Annotated in this window: 18 protein-coding genes; 13 read left to right on the top strand and 5 right to left on the bottom strand. The window is 63.6% G+C overall.

Features of this window, described 5'->3' with window-relative positions; genetic code table 11:
- Positions 1 to 171: 171 nt before the first annotated feature.
- The 4 genes from ppiB (at position 172) to purK (ending at position 3,084) form a co-directional block, all read left to right on the top strand.
- Positions 172 to 666, top strand: a complete 495-nt coding sequence (gene ppiB / locus B2J69_RS11195; protein ID WP_081139425.1) for a peptidylprolyl isomerase B — start codon at positions 172 to 174, stop codon at positions 664 to 666.
- Positions 666 to 1,382: a UDP-2,3-diacylglucosamine diphosphatase gene (lpxH, locus tag B2J69_RS11190; RefSeq protein ID WP_081139365.1), complete on the top strand. Its 717-nt coding sequence runs from the start codon at positions 666 to 668 to the stop codon at positions 1,380 to 1,382. The genes ppiB and lpxH overlap by 1 nt, the downstream gene beginning before the upstream one ends.
- 131 nt (positions 1,383 to 1,513) lie before the next feature.
- Positions 1,514 to 2,023, top strand: coding sequence for a 5-(carboxyamino)imidazole ribonucleotide mutase (gene purE / locus B2J69_RS11185; protein ID WP_081139364.1), 510 nt, complete (start codon positions 1,514 to 1,516; stop codon positions 2,021 to 2,023).
- Positions 2,020 to 3,084, top strand: a complete 1,065-nt coding sequence (gene purK, locus B2J69_RS11180; protein WP_081139363.1) for a 5-(carboxyamino)imidazole ribonucleotide synthase — start codon at positions 2,020 to 2,022, stop codon at positions 3,082 to 3,084. Before purE ends, purK begins: the two co-directional genes overlap by 4 nt.
- A 43-nt stretch (positions 3,085 to 3,127) precedes the next feature.
- Here purK and ybbP read toward each other — a convergent pair whose 3' ends face one another.
- Positions 3,128 to 5,545 carry a putative ABC transporter permease subunit YbbP gene (ybbP, locus tag B2J69_RS11175; protein WP_081139362.1) on the bottom strand — a complete coding sequence of 806 codons (2,418 nt, stop codon included), beginning with the start codon at positions 5,543 to 5,545 and terminating at the stop codon, positions 3,128 to 3,130.
- Positions 5,542 to 6,228, bottom strand: coding sequence for a putative ABC transporter ATP-binding protein YbbA (ybbA, locus tag B2J69_RS11170; RefSeq protein WP_081139361.1), 687 nt, complete (start codon positions 6,226 to 6,228; stop codon positions 5,542 to 5,544). The genes ybbP and ybbA overlap by 4 nt, the downstream gene beginning before the upstream one ends.
- Between ybbA and tesA the strand changes: the two genes are divergently transcribed.
- From tesA to B2J69_RS11145, 5 genes are all read left to right on the top strand, one after another.
- The gene (gene tesA / locus B2J69_RS11165) at positions 6,196 to 6,819 is read left to right on the top strand and encodes a multifunctional acyl-CoA thioesterase I/protease I/lysophospholipase L1 (protein WP_174580897.1); all 624 of its coding nucleotides are present in this window, start codon (positions 6,196 to 6,198) and stop codon (positions 6,817 to 6,819) included. The two genes, ybbA and tesA, sit on opposite strands and share 33 nt — an antisense overlap.
- 30 nt (positions 6,820 to 6,849) lie before the next feature.
- On the top strand, positions 6,850 to 7,623 hold the full coding sequence (locus B2J69_RS11160; RefSeq protein ID WP_081139423.1) for an SDR family oxidoreductase: 774 nt from the start codon (positions 6,850 to 6,852) through the stop codon (positions 7,621 to 7,623).
- Between the two features lie 68 nt (positions 7,624 to 7,691).
- Entirely contained in the window at positions 7,692 to 8,549 is an 858-nt protein-coding gene (locus B2J69_RS11155; protein WP_081139360.1) for a co-chaperone YbbN, read from the top strand.
- A 61-nt stretch (positions 8,550 to 8,610) separates the two neighbouring features.
- The gene (locus tag B2J69_RS11150) at positions 8,611 to 9,525 is read left to right on the top strand and encodes an SPFH domain-containing protein (RefSeq protein WP_081139359.1); all 915 of its coding nucleotides are present in this window, start codon (positions 8,611 to 8,613) and stop codon (positions 9,523 to 9,525) included.
- Complete coding sequence (locus B2J69_RS11145) at positions 9,525 to 9,971, top strand: NfeD family protein (RefSeq protein WP_081139358.1); 447 nt, start codon at positions 9,525 to 9,527, stop codon at positions 9,969 to 9,971. Before B2J69_RS11150 ends, B2J69_RS11145 begins: the two co-directional genes overlap by 1 nt.
- Here the strand turns inward: B2J69_RS11145 and cueR are convergent.
- A complete protein-coding gene (gene cueR, locus B2J69_RS11140) occupies positions 9,968 to 10,384 on the bottom strand; it encodes a Cu(I)-responsive transcriptional regulator (RefSeq protein WP_081139357.1) in 417 nt (138 codons plus the stop codon). The two genes, B2J69_RS11145 and cueR, sit on opposite strands and share 4 nt — an antisense overlap.
- Before the next feature lie 137 nt (positions 10,385 to 10,521).
- On the opposite strand from cueR, the gene copA reads away from it, so the two are divergent.
- The 3 genes from copA (at position 10,522) to ybaK (ending at position 14,555) form a co-directional block, all read left to right on the top strand.
- A complete protein-coding gene (copA, locus tag B2J69_RS11135) occupies positions 10,522 to 13,035 on the top strand; it encodes a copper-exporting P-type ATPase CopA (protein ID WP_081139356.1) in 2,514 nt (837 codons plus the stop codon).
- Between the two features lie 68 nt (positions 13,036 to 13,103).
- Positions 13,104 to 13,904 carry a TraB/GumN family protein gene (locus B2J69_RS11130; protein WP_081139355.1) on the top strand — a complete coding sequence of 267 codons (801 nt, stop codon included), beginning with the start codon at positions 13,104 to 13,106 and terminating at the stop codon, positions 13,902 to 13,904.
- A 171-nt stretch (positions 13,905 to 14,075) separates the two neighbouring features.
- Positions 14,076 to 14,555, top strand: a complete 480-nt coding sequence (ybaK, locus tag B2J69_RS11125) for a Cys-tRNA(Pro)/Cys-tRNA(Cys) deacylase YbaK (RefSeq protein ID WP_081139354.1) — start codon at positions 14,076 to 14,078, stop codon at positions 14,553 to 14,555.
- Here ybaK and B2J69_RS11120 read toward each other — a convergent pair.
- The gene (locus tag B2J69_RS11120; RefSeq protein ID WP_081139353.1) at positions 14,552 to 15,421 is read right to left on the bottom strand and encodes a LysR family transcriptional regulator; all 870 of its coding nucleotides are present in this window, start codon (positions 15,419 to 15,421) and stop codon (positions 14,552 to 14,554) included. The two genes, ybaK and B2J69_RS11120, sit on opposite strands and share 4 nt — an antisense overlap.
- An 88-nt stretch (positions 15,422 to 15,509) precedes the next feature.
- Between B2J69_RS11120 and B2J69_RS11115 the strand changes: the two genes are divergently transcribed.
- Positions 15,510 to 15,944 carry a multidrug/biocide efflux PACE transporter gene (locus tag B2J69_RS11115; protein WP_081139352.1) on the top strand — a complete coding sequence of 145 codons (435 nt, stop codon included), beginning with the start codon at positions 15,510 to 15,512 and terminating at the stop codon, positions 15,942 to 15,944.
- 28 nt (positions 15,945 to 15,972) lie between these two features.
- On the opposite strand, the gene ushA is transcribed toward B2J69_RS11115, so the two are convergent.
- A complete protein-coding gene (gene ushA / locus B2J69_RS11110; protein WP_081139351.1) occupies positions 15,973 to 17,727 on the bottom strand; it encodes a bifunctional UDP-sugar hydrolase/5'-nucleotidase UshA in 1,755 nt (584 codons plus the stop codon).
- Positions 17,728 to 17,826 lie beyond the last annotated feature (99 nt).

Genomic DNA, 17,826 nt, shown 5'->3' with positions numbered 1-17,826 from the left:
ATTCAGTTATTGTGCCGTATTTTTCGCGCTTGCGCGACGGCAGCGTGCCGACAGCGCCGCGGGCGTGCTGACGCGTCATTGGAATTTATGATATAAGAGGCGTCGACTAAAATGGTCAGCGCGCTTTGCGACGACCAGACGACTGACGACAACCTTTACAGGACGAGAATGATGGTTACCTTCCAGACCAACCACGGCGACATCGTAATTAAAACCTTCGACGATAAAGCGCCTGCTACCGTGCAAAACTTCCTCGAATACTGCCGTGAAGGTTTTTACGACAACACCATTTTCCACCGTGTTATCAACGGCTTTATGATCCAGGGCGGCGGTTTTGAGCCGGGCATGAAGCAGAAAGCCACCAAAGCGGAAATTCGCAACGAAGCGAACAACGGCCTGAAAAACACCCGCGGCACCCTGGCGATGGCGCGCACCTCTGCCCCCCATTCTGCGACCGCGCAGTTCTTTATCAACGTTGCTGACAACGACTTCCTGAACTTCCGCGACGAAAGCCTGCAGGGCTGGGGCTACTGCGTGTTTGCTGAAGTGGTTGAAGGCATGGACGTGGTTGAGAAAATCAAAGCGGTCTCTACCGGCCGCAGCGGCATGCACCAGGACGTACCGAAAGATGACGTCGTCATCCAGAAAGTCACCGTCAGCGAGTAATGTCGCGCACCCTGTTTATCGCAGATCTGCATCTGTGCCAGGAAGAACCGGCGATCACCGCCGGTTTTCTGCATTTTCTGGCGCGCGAAGCGGTGCACTGCGACGCACTCTATATCCTGGGCGATCTGTTTGAAGCCTGGATCGGCGACGACGATCCCAATCCGCTGCATCAGCAGGTCGCCGACGCGCTGCGTGCGCTGCCGGTGCCGGTCTTCTTTATCCATGGCAACCGCGACTTTCTGCTTGGCAAAGCTTACGGCCGCGCCAGCAACATGACGCTGCTGCCGGAAGAGCAGGTGCTGGCGTGCTACGGTCATCGCGTGCTGATCCTGCATGGCGATACGCTCTGCACCGACGACGTCGGCTATCAGCGTTTTCGCGCCAAAGTGCATCAGCGCTGGCTGCAGCGCCTGTTTCTCGCCCTGCCGCTCGCTTTGCGCCAGCGCATCGCCGCGCGCATGCGCGACGGCAGCAAACAGGCAAATCAGCACAAGTCGCAGACCATTATGGACGTTAACGCCGAGGCGGTTGAGGCAACGATGCTGCGCCACCAGGTCAGCCTGATGATCCACGGCCACACCCATCGTCCGGCGATCCACCGTTTTGCCTTACAGGGCCAGCCCGCCGAGCGCGCGGTTCTGGGCGCGTGGCACCAGCGCGGCTCGATGATCCAGCTCGACGCCAGCGGCGTCAGCCTGATTGAATTCGACTTTTAAATTCTCGCTGAACGCGCCGGAATCGCGGCGACGCAACCGTTTTCCTTCTCTCTTTCTCATGCTATTCTCTGTGCCCTTCTTTACCTGACCGACCGGCCAGGTTCGTTTGTTTATTCACAGGAGTTGACCGCATGTCATCCAACGCCGCCCCGGCCCGCATTGCTATTGTAATGGGCTCCAGAAGTGACTGGTCCACCATGCAGTTCGCTGCGGAGATCCTTACCAGCCTGGACGTGCCCTTCCATGTCGAAGTGGTCTCTGCGCACCGCACGCCGGACAAACTGTTCAGCTTTGCCGAAACGGCCGCAGATAACGGCTATCAGGTGATTATCGCGGGCGCGGGCGGCGCGGCGCATCTGCCGGGCATGCTGGCGGCGAAAACGCTGGTGCCGGTGCTGGGCGTGCCGGTGCAGAGCGCGGCGCTGAGCGGCGTCGACAGCCTCTACTCTATCGTGCAGATGCCGCGCGGCATTCCGGTCGGCACCCTGGCGATCGGCAAAGCGGGCGCGGCCAACGCCGGCCTGCTGGCGGCGCAGATTCTGGCGATCCACGACGCGGCGCTGGCGACGCGCCTCGGCGCCTGGCGTCAGGCGCAGACCGACGAGGTGCTGAATAACCCGGACCCGCGGGAGGATGCATGAAGCCGGTTTGCGTACTGGGCAACGGCCAGCTGGGCCGCATGCTGCGTCAGGCGGGCGAGCCGCTGGGCATTGCCGTTTACCCGGTCGGCCTTGACGCCGAGCCGGAGGCGCTGCCGATTGCGCAGAGCGTGATCACCGCCGAGATCGAGCGCTGGCCGGAGACCGCGCTGACGCGCGAGCTGGCGGTGCATCCCGCCTTTGTTAACCGCGATATTTTCCCGCGTCTGGCGGATCGCCTGACGCAGAAACAGCTGCTCGATCGGCTGCATCTCGCCACCGCGCCCTGGCAGCTGCTGGCGGCGAAAAGCGAGTGGCCGCAGGTGTTCGCCTCGCTGGGCGAGCTGGCGATCGTTAAGCGCCGCACCGGCGGCTATGACGGCCGCGGTCAGTGGCGACTGCGCGCGGATGAGACCGACACGCTGCCGGACGACTGCTACGGCGAGTGCATCGTCGAGCAGGGCATCAATTTTCTCGGCGAGGTGTCGCTGGTGGGCGCGCGCGGTCAGGATGGCCGCACGGTGTTTTACCCGCTGACCCACAACCTGCATCAGGAGGGGATCCTCCGTACCAGCGTCGCCTTCCCGCAGGCGGATGCCGCGCAGCAGGCGCAGGCCGAAGCGATGCTCAGCGCCATTATGCAAGAGCTGAACTATGTCGGCGTGATGGCGATGGAGTGCTTCGTGACGCCGCAGGGCCTGCTGATCAATGAGCTGGCGCCGCGCGTGCACAACAGCGGGCACTGGACGCAAAACGGCGCCTCGATCAGCCAGTTCGAACTGCACCTGCGCGCCGTGCTGGGTCTGCCGCTGCCGCAGCCGGTGGTGTTCGCGCCGTCGGTGATGGTGAACCTGATCGGCACCGCGCTGAACAGCGACTGGCTGCAGCAGCCGCTGGTGCATCTGCACTGGTACGATAAAGAGGTGCGGCCTGGCCGCAAGGTCGGCCATCTGAACCTGACCGACAGCGACAGCGCGCGGCTGACGGCGGCGCTAGAGGCGCTGGTGCCGATGCTGCCGCCGGAGTACGCCAGCGGCATCGCCTGGGCCGTAGAGAAGTTCTGATTAGCCAGCGTAACAGCCAACAAGCGGGCCTGGCCCGCTTTTTTTATGCTGACTCCGCGCGCCGGAACAGCGCCTTGCCGCGCAGTAGCCGCACACCCAGCCAGCCGCCGCACAGCGAGAGCAGCAGCGCGCCGCTCAGCGGCAGCGCCAGCCACAGCGTCCAGTCAGGCTGCCACGGGAAATCGAAAATCTTGCGCTGCAGCGCCCAGAGCGCCGCTTCCGCGCCCAGCGCCGCCGCCACGCCGGAGACCACGCCAAGCAGCGCGAACTCGCACCACAGCGTCGCGCGCAGCAGCTTTTTGCTGGCGCCCAGCGTGCGGCAGACCACCAGCTCCTGACGCCGCTGACGCATCCCCACCTGAATCTGCGCCAGCAGCAGCAGCACGCCGCAGAAGGTCACCAGCACCACCATAATTTCCAGCGCCTGGCTCACCTGCGTCAGCACCTGACCGATCTGCCGCATAATGCTGCCAATATCCAGCAGGCTCAGCGTGGGAAAGGCGCGATTAAGCTGCGCCAGCAGCGCCGTATCGTTCTCCAGCCGGAAGCTGGTCAGCCAGGTTTGCGGCTGCGCATCCAGCGCGCCGGGCGGGAAAATAAAGAAGAAGTTTGGCCGCAAACTCTCCCAGTCCACCTTGCGCAGGCTGCTGATGGTCGCGCTAAACGCCTGGGTGTCGCCGGTAAAGGTCAGCGTATCCCCCAGCTTCACGCCCAGCCGACCGGCCAGCTCCGCCTCCATCGACACCTCGCCGGCCTTCGGCGGCCAGCTGCCCGCCACCAGCGGATTGTGATCGGGCCGCTCGCGCATCCACGTCAGATTCAGCTCGCGGTTCAGGGCGTTATCCAGCTTTGGATCGGCCTCTTTGCCGTTCAGAGAGGTCAGACGCACGCGCGCCACGGGATAGAAGGTCTCCGGCTTTACCTGATGCGCGGCGAGGAAAGCGCGCACCTGCGGCACCTGCTCCTGCGTCATATTGAGCAGGAAATAGTTAGGGCTGTCCGGCGGCAGCTGCTGCTGCCAGCGATCCAGCAGATCGCCGCGCATCACCAGCAGCAGCGCCAGCAGCATAAAGGAGAGCGAAAACGCCGCCAGCTGGCTTAGCGTCATGCCCGGCTGACGCAGCAGCCGGTTGATCGCCAGCCGCATCGCCAGGCTGCGCACCGTCAGCCGCCGCAGCAGCAACAGCGCGCCCCAGCCCAGCAGCGCCAGCACGCCCGCCAGCGCCGCCACGCCCGCCAGCAGCGCCCAGAGCATTTTACTGCCGCCCACCAGCAGCGCCAGCAGCGCCACCACCACCGCGCCCATCGCCGGAAGATAGCGCTTCAGCGGCCAGATATCGGCCACCGCGTCGCGGCGCAGCACGCGCAGCGGCTGGGTCGCCAGCAGCAGCCGATAGGGACGCAGCCCCACCAGCAGCGAAATCACAAACAGCGAGCCGATCGCCCAGAGCCACGGCCAGCCGCTGGCGGGCGGCAGCGTCGCCGGCAGCACCGGCTTCAGCATCTGCATCAGCAGCGCCTCGACGCCCAGCCCCAGCGCCCCGCCGCACAGCGCCGCCAGCAGCAGCACCGCCAGCCACTGGCCGATAATCAGCCGCCGCAGCGCATGTCGGGTCGCCCCCAGGGTTTTCAGCACCGCCACCAGATCGTAGCGGCTGCGGCAGTAGTGGCTCATCGCCACCGCGACGGCGGCGATCGCCAGCAGCAGCGTCAGCAAGGCGGAGAGCAGCAGAAACTGCTGGGCGCGCTGCATCGAGCGCCCCAGCGCGTCTTCGGAATTCTCAACGCTGATCCAGCGCTGATCCGCCTTTAGCTGCGGCTGGATCCAGCTGTCATAGCGCGCCAGCTGCTGCGGATTGCCGGCGAACTTATAGCGCCAGGTCAGGCGGCTGCCGGGCTGGATCGCGCCGGTCTTTGGCGCATCCTCAAGATTGATCAGCAGGCGCGGCGCCATCTGGAACGGATTAAAGCCACCGTCCGGCTCCTGAATCACTTCGCCAACGATGCGCAAGCTGGCGTCGCCGACGTCCAGCCGGTCGCCCACCTTGAGGTTAAGCAGCGCCATCAGCCGCGGCGCAGCCAGCGCGGTGCCGGGTGCCGGTTTCAGACCCGCCGGTTCGGTCTGCAGCTCGCCGAACATCGGGTAGCGGTTATCCACCGCCTTGACCGCCGCGAGCTGCGGCGTCTCGCCGGCAAAGGTCATGGTCATAAAGCTGAGCTGACCGCTAACGCGCAGCCCCTCCTCGCGCGCCTTTGCCAGCCAGGCGTCCGGCGCGGCCGAACTGCTGCGCAGCGTGCGGTCGCCCGCCATAAAGTCGCGACTCTGCTGGCTCAGCCCTTTTTCCATGCGGTCGCTGATGGCGCCGAGCGCCAGCACGCAGGCCACCGCCAGCGTCAACGCCAGCCAGACGATCAACAGCGAGGGCGAGCGCCACTCGCGCCAGAACCAGCGCCAGATCATTGCTCCTCCCACACTTTGCCGTCGCGCAGCCGCAGGCGACGGTCGCAGCGCGCCGCCAGCTGCTCGTCATGCGTCACCAGAATCAGCGTGGTGGCGTAGTCGCGGTTGAGGGAAAACAGCAGATCGGCGATGCGGTCGCCGGTTTTACGGTCCAGATTGCCGGTCGGCTCGTCGGCGAACAGCAGGCCGGGACGCCCGCTGAAGGCGCGCGCCAGCGCCACGCGCTGCTGCTCGCCGCCGGAAAGCTGCGCGGGCAGATGGGACAAACGCTCGGCCAGCCCCAGCTGGGTTAGTAGCTCGCGCGCCTGCTCGCGGCTCTGGCGGTCGCTCTCGCCGCGCAGCAGCGCAGGCAGCTGCACGTTCTCCAGCGCGTTAAGCGTCGGCACCAGCATAAAGGACTGAAACACGAAGCCGACCTGCGTCGCCCGCAGCGCGGCGCGCTGCTCTTCATCGAGCTGATGCAGCGGCTGCCCCAGCAGGTTGACCTCGCCGCTGCTGCCGTCGTCGAGCCCGGCCAGAATGCCCAGCAGCGTCGACTTGCCGGAGCCGGACTCGCCGATCAGCGCAATGGTCTCGGCCCGTTTGACAATGAAGTCAACTCCGGTGAGGATGATCAACTGATGCTCTCCCTGACCGACGGACTTTGTAAGATGATGAACTTCAAGAATGTTTTCCGCTGGCATTACGCTTTCCTGTTTTCCGTTCTTCTGCTGGTGTCGCATGTCTCCGCTGCGAGCACCTTATTAGTGTTAGGCGACAGCCTGAGCGCCGGCTATCGCATGTCGGCCAGCGCGGCCTGGCCGAGCCTGCTGAACAACAGCTGGCAGCAGCCTGAAGTAGTAAACGCCAGCATCAGCGGCGATACCGCCGCGCAGGGGCTGGCGCGCTTACCGGCGCTATTAAAACAGCATCAGCCGCAGTGGGTGTTAATCGAACTGGGCGGTAACGACGGACTGCGCGGCTTTCCGCCGCAGGCAATCGAGCAGGATCTGCGTAAGATCATCGACGACGTGAAGGCGGCGAACGCCAGACCGCTGCTGATGCAGGTTCGCCTGCCCGCCAATTACGGGCGGCGTTATACGGAAGCGTTCAGCGGGATCTATCCCAGACTGGCACAGCAGTACAACATTCCTCTGGTGCCCTTTTTTATGGAGCAGGTCTATCTGAAACCGGAATGGATGCAGCAGGACGGCATTCATCCTAACCCCGATGCGCAGCCCTTTATCGCCGAGCTGATGGCGAAAGAACTGGCTCCCTTAGTTAAGCACGAGTAACCGGGGCGCGCGCTTTTTATGGGTAAAGATATGCAAAAAACCATTGTCATCACCGGCTGCTCCAGCGGTATCGGGCTGGTCGCGGCGCAGGATCTGCAGGCGCGCGGCTATCGGGTGATCGCCGCCTGCCGCAAGGCAGAAGATGTGACGCAGATGCGCGCGCAGGGCTTTATCGGCGTCGCGCTGGATCTCGACGACGCGGCAAGCATCGACCGCGCGGCCGATGAGATCCTCGCGCTAACGGATCATCGCCTGTTCGCACTGTTCAACAACGGCGGCTTTGGCCTTTACGGCCCGCTGCGCACCCTGTCGCGCCAGCAGCTGGAGAAGCAGTTCTCCACCAACTTTTTCGGCACCCATCAGCTGACGATGCGGCTGCTGCCGGCGCTGGAGGCGAGCGGCGACGCGCGTATCGTCAACACCAGCTCGGTGATGGGGCTGATCTCCACGCCCGGCCGCGGCGCCTACGCCGCCAGCAAATATGCGCTGGAGGCCTGGAGCGACGCGCTGCGCCTTGAACTGCGCGGCAGCGGCGTGCGCGTCAGCCTGATCGAGCCCGGGCCGATCCACAGCCGCTTTACCGATAACGTCACTCAGGGCGAGCCGGGCAAACCGGTACGCAATCCCGGCATCGCCGCGCGTTTCACCCTGCCGCCGCAGGCGATCCTGCCCAAGCTGCACCACGCGCTGGAGAGCCCGCGTCCGCGCCTGCGCTATCCGGTGACGCTGGTCGCACATGCGATGAGCATCCTGAAAAGAGTGCTGCCGGGCTGGATGCTGGATCGCATTTTGAGCAGCCGCTGAGAATTCATCTTGAAGCGGGGCCGTCTGGCCCCATATTCTTTAAACACTTTCTGCCAAGAGACTTAGTCATGTCACCACAAGCTTCGATTATCGACATCAACGAATCCAACCTGCATCAGACGCTGGAACAGTCCATGCAGATCCCGGTGCTGTTCTATTTCTGGTCGGATCGCAGCCAACATTGCCAGCAGCTGACGCCGCTGCTGGAGCGGCTGGCGCAGGAGTACGCCGGCCAGTTTATTCTGGCGAAGCTCGACTGCGACAAAGAACAGATGGTGGCGTCGCAGTTTGGCCTGCGTTCGATTCCCACGGTCTATCTGTTCCAGAACGGCCAGCCGGTCGACGGCTTCCAGGGGCCGCAGCCGGAAGAAGCGGTCCGCGCGCTGCTGGAAAAAGTGCTGCCGCGCGAAGAGGAGCTGAAAGCGCAGCAGGCGCTGGCGCTGATGGACGAAGGCAAGCCGCTGGAGGCGCTGCCGCTGCTGAAAGAGGCCTGGCAGCTTAGTCACCAGGCGAGCGAAATCGGCTTCCTGCTGGCAGAGGTGCTGATTACCCTGAACCGCAGCGACGAAGCGGAAGAGGTGCTGGCGAAGGTGCCGCTGCAGGATCAGGATACGCGCTATCAGAGCCTGATGGCGCAGATCGATCTGCTGAAGCAGGCGGCGGATACGCCGGAAATTCAGCAGCTACAGGCGCAGCTGGAGCGCGATCCGGCTAACGCAGAACTGGCGGCTAAGCTCTCATTACAGCTGCATCAGGTCGGACGCAACGAAGAGGCGCTGGAGCTGCTGCTCGGCTTTCTGAAGCGTGATTTAAATTCGGGTGAGGGTCAGGTTCGTAAAATGCTGCAGGAGATTCTGGCGGCGCTCGGCACCGGCGACGCGCTCGCCGCTCGCTATCGCCGTCAGCTCTACTCGCTGCTTTACTGAGTCGCCCCCGCGGCATCGGGCCGAAGCGACTCGGCCCGTTATCTAACAATCTGGAGGTTATATGTTGACAGTCATTCCCGCGCTGATCGTGCTGGCGCTGGTCACGGTATGGGCAGGCGTTAAAATCGTGCCGCAGGGCTATCAGTGGACCGTGGAGCGCTTCGGGCGCTACACCCGCACGCTGCAACCGGGCCTGAGCCTGGTGGTGCCCTTTATGGATCGTATCGGTCGCAAGATCAATATGATGGAACGGGTGCTCGACATCCCCTCGCAGGAAGTGATCTCCAAAGACAACGCCAACGTCACCATCGACGCCGTCTGCTTTATTCAGGCGGTGGATCCGGCGCGTGCCGCCTATGAGGTCAGCAACCTTGAGCTGGCGATCATCAATCTCACCATGACAAATATCCGCACCGTCCTCGGCGGCATGGAGCTGGATGAGATGCTGTCGCAGCGCGATAACATCAACACCCGGCTGCTGCATATCGTCGACGAGGCGACCAATCCCTGGGGAGTCAAGATCACCCGCATTGAGATCCGCGACGTGCGGCCGCCGCAGGAGCTGATCGCCGCCATGAACGCGCAGATGAAGGCGGAGCGCACCAAGCGCGCCGATATTCTGGCGGCGGAAGGCGTGCGCCAGGCGGCGATCCTGCGCGCCGAAGGCGACAAGCAGTCGCGCATCCTGAAAGCCGAAGGGGAACGCACCTCGGCGTTTCTGCAGGCCGAGGCGCGCGAGCGCCAGGCAGAAGCAGAAGCCGCCGCGACGAAAATGGTCTCTGAAGCGATCGCCGCGGGCAATATCCAGGCGGTGAACTACTTCGTGGCGCAGAAATACACCGACGCGCTGCAGAAAATCGGCGAAGCCAGCAACAGCAAGGTGGTGATGATGCCGCTGGATGCCAGCAGTCTGCTGGGATCGGTTGCCGGCATCAGCGAACTGCTGAAAGGCTCCTCCTCTGAGTCGACACGCTGATGCTGATGGAGATCGTCGCCCATCCGCACTGGTTCTGGCTGACGCTGGGCGGCCTGCTGCTGGCGGCGGAGATGCTCGGCACCAGCGGCTACCTGCTGTGGAGCGGCATCGCGGCGGTGCTGGTCGGCGTGGTGGAGTGGCTGGCGCCCTTTAGCTGGACGGCGCAGGGCTCGCTGTTCGCCGTGTTGACGCTGGTCTGCGTCTATCTCTGGTATCGCTGGATGCGCCATCGCGAGCGCAGCCAGCAGCCCAACTCGCTTAACCAGCGCGGCGCGCAGCTGATCGGCTCGCTGCTGACGCTGGATGCGCCGCTGGTGAACGGCATCGGCCATGTGAAGCTGGGCGACAGCAGCTGGCGCGTGCAGGCTGACCAGGATCTGCCCGCAGGCGCCAGGGTTATCGTTACGGGCATTGAGGGCATTACGCTGCATATCAGGCCGCGCTAGTCCGCCCTTCCCTCTTTACGACCGCAGCAGCCTGCCAGGTTATTGATGATCGGGCACTCTGCGTTCTCGTCGCCGGGACAGGCGTCGGCCAGCGCCAGCAGCCGCATGCGCATCGCCTGCAGCTCGTCGATATGAGTGGCGATCTCTGCCGCTTTTTGCAGCGTGCGCGCCTTGACGTCGGCGCTGTGACGCGTCGGATCGTTGAACAGCGTCACCAGCTCGCGACACTCATCGAGGGTAAAGCCCACCTGTCGCGCCTGGCGCAGTAAATTTAGCTCATCAAGATGATGCGCGCTGTAGCGGCGATAGCCGTTGTCGCTGCGCAGTGGCGGCGTCACCACGCCCTTCTCTTCATAGAAACGGATCGCCTTGCTGGTCAACCCGGTTTTTTTCGCCACATCGCTGATGTTCACTCTGCTCTCCCGGTAAAAAATCGATCGCGGCCCGTGCTCTTAAAAATAGTTTGACCTTCCCCTTGATGGAAGGTTTAGCCTGTAACACGAGTGATAAAAAGCTCGCATTGTTAACGGCAACACAACAGGAGCCTGATATGTCTCATACCATTTCTCTGGCGCTGGAAGGTCTCTCCTGCGGCCACTGCGTAAAACGCGTTAAAGAGGCGCTTGAACAGCGCGATGATGTCGAACAGGCCAGCGTCACCCAGCAGGAGGCGCAGGTCACAGGCAGCGCCGATGCCGCCGCGCTGATTGCCACCGTGGAAGAGGCGGGCTATCACGCCACGCTGAACGGCGACAGCCACCCAAAGCCTGAGCCGTTGACAGCTTCAGAGCCGCCGCCGGAGGCGCTGACAACGGTGGCAGAAACCCAACCGGCACAGCAGCCTGAAAACGCGCAGTTTCTGCTTATTGACGGCATGAGCTGCGCCAGCTGCGTCAGCCGGGTGGAAAAAGCGCTGGAGAAGGTGCCCGGCGTGACTCAGGCGCGCGTCAACCTCGGCGAACGCAGCGCGCTGGTAATGGGCGACGTCTCTGCGCAGCAGCTGGTCGAGGCGGTTGACGCGGCCGGCTACCACGCTCAGCCGGTGCAGGATGAACAGGAGCGACGCGACAAACAGCAGAGCAGCGCGCGCAAAGCGATGCGCCGCTTTAGCTGGCAGGCGGCGCTGGCGCTGGCGTTCGGCGCGCCCCTGATGATCTGGGGCATGCTCGGCGACAATATGATGCTCAGCGACGCCAACCGCAGCCTGTGGCTCGCCATTGGCGCGGCGACGCTGCTGATTATGGTGGTGGCTGGCGGCCATTTTTATCGCAGCGCCTGGCGCAGCCTGCGCAACGGCAGCGCCACCATGGATACGCTGGTGGCGCTCGGCACCGCCGCCGCCTGGATCTACTCCATTAGCGTCGCCCTCTGGCCCGCTTTTTTCCCGATGCAGGCGCGGCATCTCTATTTTGAAGCCAGCGTAATGATTATCGGCCTGATCAACCTCGGCCACGCGCTGGAGCAGCGCGCGCGCCAGCGCTCCTCTAAAGCGCTTGAGCGGCTGCTCGATTTGACGCCCGCGCAGGCGCGCCTCGTCAGCGAACAGGGCGAAGTGCAGGTGCCGCTCAGCGCGGTGCAGCCGGGCATGACGCTGCGCCTCACCACGGGCGATCGCGTGCCGGTGGACGGCGAAATCAGCGAGGGCGAGGCGTGGCTCGACGAGGCGATGCTGACCGGCGAGGCGGTGCCGCAGGGCAAGCGCGTCGGCGACAAGGTCTATGCCGGCACGCTGGTGCAGGACGGCGCGGTGCGCTTTGTGGCGCGCGCAACGGGCCAGCACACCGCGCTGTCGCGCATTATCCATCTGGTGCGTCAGGCGCAAAGCAGCAAGCCCGACGTCGGTCGCCTTGCCGACCGCATTTCGGCGGTATTTGTGCCGGTGGTGGTCGCCATCGCGCTGATCAGCGCGGCGATCTGGTATCTGTTCGGCCCACAGCCGCAGATCGCCTACACGCTGGTGATCGCCACCACGGTGCTGATTATCGCCTGCCCCTGCGCGCTGGGCCTGGCGACGCCGATGTCGATTATCGCGGGCGTCGGGCGCGCCGCCGAATTAGGCGTGCTGGTGCGCGACGCCGACGCGCTGCAGCGCGCCAGCCGCATCGATACGCTGGTGTTTGATAAAACCGGCACGCTCACCGCCGGCGCGCCGCAGCTTGATGAGGTGCTGACGTGGCGCGACTGGTCGCGCGACGCGGTGGTGCAGGCCGCCGCCGCGCTGGAGCGAAACGCCAGTCATCCGCTGGCGCAGGCGATCGTCGCGGCGGCAGGCGCGGCGAGCAGCGGCGAGATAGCGCAATTTCGTACAATACGCGGCAAAGGCGTCAGCGGCATACTCGACGGCAAGGCGCTGCTGCTGGGCAACGCGGCGCTGATGCAGGATAACGCTGTCGATCTGCAGCAGGCGCAGCCGGATATCGAGCGGCTGTCACGTCAGGGCGCCACCCCGGTGCTGCTGGCGCAAGCGGGCGAACTCATTGGCCTGATTACGCTGCGCGATCGTCTGCGGCCAGAGAGCAAAGCGGCGCTGGCGCGGCTGCGTCAGGCGGGCTACCGCCTGATGATGCTGACCGGCGACCGGGAAGAGACCGCGCGCGCCATTGCGCAGGAAGCGGGCATCGACGAGGTGATTGCCGGCGTGCTGCCGGAAGCGAAAGCGCAGACCATCGCCGCGCTGCAGCAGCAGGGACGTCGCGTCGCTATGGTGGGCGACGGCATTAACGACGCCCCGGCGCTGGCGCAGGCGGATGTCGGCATCGCCATGGGCGGCGGCAGCGACGTCGCGGTGGAAACCGCGCCCATCACCCTGATGCGCGCCGATCTCAACAGCGTCGCCGACGCGCTGGCGCTGGCCAGCGCCACGCTGCGCAATATTCGTCAGAACCTGCTGGGGGCGTTTATCTATAACAGCCTGGGCATTCCGCTGGCGGCGGGCGCGCTCTATCCGCTGACCGGCGCGCTGCTCAGCCCGGTGGTGGCGGGCGCGGCGATGGCGCTCTCCTCGATTACCGTGGTCGGCAACGCCAACCGGCTGCTGCGCTTCTGCCCGCGGCCACGACAATAGCCGCTATTGCCCTGTTTTTCAGCGGCGGGAATCGCTAGCATGGCGTTTTGACTGAGTAAGGACAGGGAATGACAGGCAGCATGTGGCGCAGTGTGCAGGGGCTGATCGGCCGGCTCTTTCCCGCCAGCTATCGCTGGCCCGCCCAGGATATCCGGCTGGACCATCGTCTGCTGCATCTGGTCGGCAGCATTCATATGGGCACGCGTGATATGCAGCCGCTGCCCGCGCGGCTGCTGCGGCAGCTGCAAAAGGCGGATGCGCTGATTGTCGAGGCGGATATTACTCAGGGCGGCTCGCCGTTTGACGACATCGATCCGCGCGAGCCGCTGGAGAGGCGGCTGACGGCTGACGACCGCTCGCGTTTTGAGGCGCTATGCGGCGAACTTCATCTGTCGCCGACGATGCTCGACACCCTGCCCGCCTGGCAGATTGCGCTGATGCTGCAGGCGCAGCAGGCGCAGCGGCTGGGATTACGCCCCGACTACGGCATCGACTATCAGCTGCTGCAGGCGGCGAAGCAGTTGAATAAACCGGTGATTGAGCTGGAGGCCGCGGAGGTGCAAATCGCGCTGCTGAAATCCCTGCCGGACGACGGCATGGCGCTGCTGCAGGATACGCTGACGCACTGGCATACTAACGCGCGGCTGCTGCAGATGATGGTGAGCTGGTGGCTTGACGCGCCGCCGCGCCAGCCGCGCATCGCGCTGCCTTCAACCTTTAGCTCGGCGCTAAACGATACGCTGATTGCCCGACGCAACAAGGAATGGCGCGATCGACTGCGCGCCCTGCCGGCCGGACGCTATGTGGTGGCGGTGGGGGCGCTGCATCTTTACGGTGAAGAGAATTTGCCGACGCTGCTACAGCAATAAAAAAAGAAGGCCGGTATTGCTATCGGCCCTTCAAAGAGGAATTTGTTTATCATTTTGGTTATCGCTCAGCCTTTCAGCTGGCGCGAAGCCAATTCTCGCGCAAAGCACAAACTTTCGCCACCATTAATTTATTTAATTTAGGAATAAGATTTTTCTTATAAGGAGATTTTTATGACGCCTGCTGTAAAACTGCTGGAAAAACAAAAGGTCACCTTTACGCTTCATCCTTACGAACATGATAGCGCCGAAACAAATTTTGGCGACGAAGCGGTAAGAAAACTCAACCTTGACGCGCGCCAGGTCTATAAAACGCTGCTGGTGGCGCTGAACGGCGAGCCGAAGCAGCTGGCGGTGGCGGTGACCCCTGTCTCCAGCCAGCTCGATCTGAAAAAGGTGGCGAAAGCGCTGGGCGCGAAAAAGGCGGATATGGCAGATCCCCAGCTGGCGCAGCGCGTGACCGGCTATCTGGTGGGCGGCATCAGCCCGCTGGGGCAAAAAAAGCGCCTGCCAACGGTGATCGATCGCTCCGCCGCCGACTTCGCCACTATTTTCGTCTCCGGCGGCAAGCGCGGTCTGGATCTGGAACTGACGGCGCAGGATCTGGCGCGCCTGCTCGACGCCACGCTGGCGGATATCGCCCGACGCGACTAAGCGCGCGGCTGGGCGCAGAGCTGATCGATCATCCAGCGCCCCGCCGGCCCGGGCGGATTACGCCGTGACCATATCGCTTCTACCGCAATATGCTGCGGCCAGCCCGGCAGCGCCAGCTCTTTCAGCACCTCATGGCCAAACTGCGTGACCAGCCAGCGCGGCAGCACGCTCCAGCCAAACCCCTGCTCCGCCATCTCCAGCAGCAGCAGATAGGTCGGGGCTGACCAGACGCGTCCCGGCGGCGCCACCGCGTTCGGCTCGACCCAGGTGTTGAGTCGCAGCTGACGCACCTGCTCCAGCGCGCTTTCTGTTAGCCTTGGCTGCTGCGCCAGCGGATGGTCTCGATGAATATAGATCGCCATCTCCGCATTGACCTGCAGCCGCGCCACGGCGATATCGGGCGGCAGCGCCGGCTGCGCGCGCACCACGCCGAGATGCACCCGTCCCGCCTGCAGCAGATCCAGCACGTCGGCATCCTCCGCGATCATGCACTCCAGCTCGATTTCCGGAAACTGTGCGTCAAACTGCTTTAGCAGCTGTTCATGATGCTGGGTTTGCCAGAAGTCCGAGACGGCAAAACTCAGGCGCGGCTCGACGCCCTGCGCCAGCCTGATCGCCAGCGCGTCGAGCCGTTCGCTGGCGGCCAGAATCTGCTGCACCTGCGCCAGCACGCCTCTGCCCTGATCGGTCAGGATCGGCTGACGTCCGCGGCGATCGAACAGCGTCACGCCGAGATCGTCTTCCAGCCCGGCGACCGCCGTGCTGATGGTGGACTGGCTTTTGCCCAGCGCGCGCGCCGCCGCAGAAAAAGAACCGCTGCTGACGGTCTGCACAAAGGCTTCCAGTGATTCAGGGGAATAACGCATCTTCATCCATCGCTTTTATCGATAGGTCATCATTTTATCTTATCACTGCAGGCTGCCAGAATGCCCGCCTGACTGATGGAGGTTAACAATGCGTACCCGTTCGCTGAAAGAACGTTTTTTACATGCGCTGGGGTTCGAAACCCTGGCGATCCTGACCGTGTCGCCGCTGGCGGCCTGGGCGATGGCGAAGCCGCTGTTCGAGATGGGCGCGCTGGCGATCATGCTTTCTACCGTGGCGATGCTGTGGAATATGATTTATAACGCGATGTTTGACAGGATCTGTCCGCCGGGCAAGGTGCATCGCGGCGTGCTGATCCGCGTCCTGCACGCGCTGCTGTTTGAAGGCGGCTTTATTTTGATCGGTTTGCCGATCGCCGCCTGGATGCTCGGCATCTCCCTGTGGCAGGCGCTGCTGCTGGAGGTGGCGTTTTTCCTCTTTTTCCTGCCCTACACCATGGCCTACAACTGGGCCTGGGACAGGCTGCGCCCGCGCTGGTTTGGGCGTAAGGGCTGCGAGGCTTGATAAGTTTAGCGCCGCCTTTAGAGAAATTTTACGGCGCGTTATGCGCCGTTTCCCGTCCCCATGGCCAGATCCACGCCAGAATCATCTGCGGATAGCTGCGCTTGTGCGGCTTATCGCGCGCCTTTTTCTCCGCCTCCGTCAGCGTATGAATCGTCTCCGTCGGCGCGTAGTCGGCGGCTTTCAGCGGCGAGTGGGCTTTAACGTAATCGCGCAGCACCTCGGCATCGATGCTGCCTGAATTCTGGTAGCCTGCGTGCGTATCGATGCGTGGATAGCCGTCGCCGCCCGCCGCGTTAAAGCTGTTGGTCGCTAAGCGGTAGGTTTTATTCTCCTGCAGCGGCTGGCCGTTGATGCGTACATCGCTCACGGTGCTGCCGTCCGCGACCAGGCTAACGCGCGCGAACTGCGCGAAACCGCCCGCGTCCGGTTTAATGTTGGCCACCACGTCGAGATACTTTTTCACCTCGGTGCCGGTCAGCGTCACCGACACCACCTGATTACCGAACGGCTGCACCTGCAGCAGATCGCGCCAGCTCAGCTTGCCGACGGGCAGCGACGCGCGAATGCCGCCGCCGCTCATCACGGCGAAATCCGCCTGGGTTTTCGCCATCTGCGCGCGCAGAATCAGCTGGCCGAGATTGGTCTGGGTAAAACGCACCTGTTCACGCTCGCCGTTAAACTGCCCTTGTGCGCTGCCTACATCGACATTCAGACGCGCCTCGGCCCGCTTTTGATAAGGCATCAGCAGCTTCATCATGGCGGTGTTTTTCGGGATCTCCTGCTGCCAGGTGAGCCAGGTTTCGCTGCCGTCGGCGTTTTTAATCTGATGCTTGAGGTTAACCGGCACCAGCGCGTAGGACTCCAGCGCCACTTCGCCGTTGCGCCAGGTAAAATCGCCGCGGCCGACATATTCGCCCCACTTGCCGGCCTGCATAATCCAGACGCCGTTCTGCTTGTCCGGCTGGCAGGCCGCGCCCGGCTGCCAGGCTTTTTCCCGCTCGTTGGCTTTCGCCATGCACAGCGTATCGTGCGAGTGGCCGCCGACGATCATCGCCACGGTGCCGGGCGGCAGGCTGCGCGCCAGCGTGACGTCGCCCGGCGCGTTGCTGCCGTGCTCGCCGTTGTCGTCATAGCCGAGATGGCTCAGCACCACGATCACGTCTGGTTTTTCGCCGGCGCGCAGCTCCGCCACCGCCTTTTCCGTCTCGCTAACGGGATCGCGGAACTCTACGTCGCGCAAGTGCGCTGGATTCGCCAGCTTCGCGGTATCAGGCGTGGCGAGGCCCAGCACGGCGATCTTCAGCCCCATGCGATTAAATATCGCCCAGGGCTTAAACAGCCGCTCGCCGGTGCTTTTCTGATAGAGGTTGGCGGCGAGAAAAGGAAAGCGCGCCCAGCTCTCCTGCTGGCGCAGCACCTCGAGCGGGTTATCGAATTCATGATTGCCGAGCGCCATCGCGTCATAGCCGATCAGGTTCATGCCGCGAATATCAGGCTCGGCGGACAGCTCGTCGGACTCCGGCACCCCGGTGTTGACGTCGCCTGCTGAGAGGATCAGCGCCCCGCCGCCTTTGGCCTGCACGTCGTAGCGCAGGGTGTCCATCAGCGTTTTTTGCGCCGCCAGGCCATATTCGCCCTGCGCGTTGTACCAGAAATGGCCGTGCTCATCATTGGTATGGAGAATGCTAAAGCGGTAGGTGCGATCCGCCTCGGCGGCCTGAGAAAGCGCGGGCGCCAGCGCCAGCAGCGCAAGGCCGGTGGCGGCCCATCGTGATAACAGCAAAGCCTGTCTCCTTATTGTATGAAGTGCCCGTTCCGGGTGGTATCAGCATGCTGACCCACTGTGTCGCATATTCCGCAGGCTAACTCAAGATGAAACGCT

This window comes from Pantoea latae, from assembly GCF_002077695.1.
Taxonomy (GTDB): Bacteria; Pseudomonadota; Gammaproteobacteria; order Enterobacterales; family Enterobacteriaceae; genus Pantoea; species Pantoea latae.
This window is presented reverse-complemented; position numbering and strand designations above follow the sequence as displayed.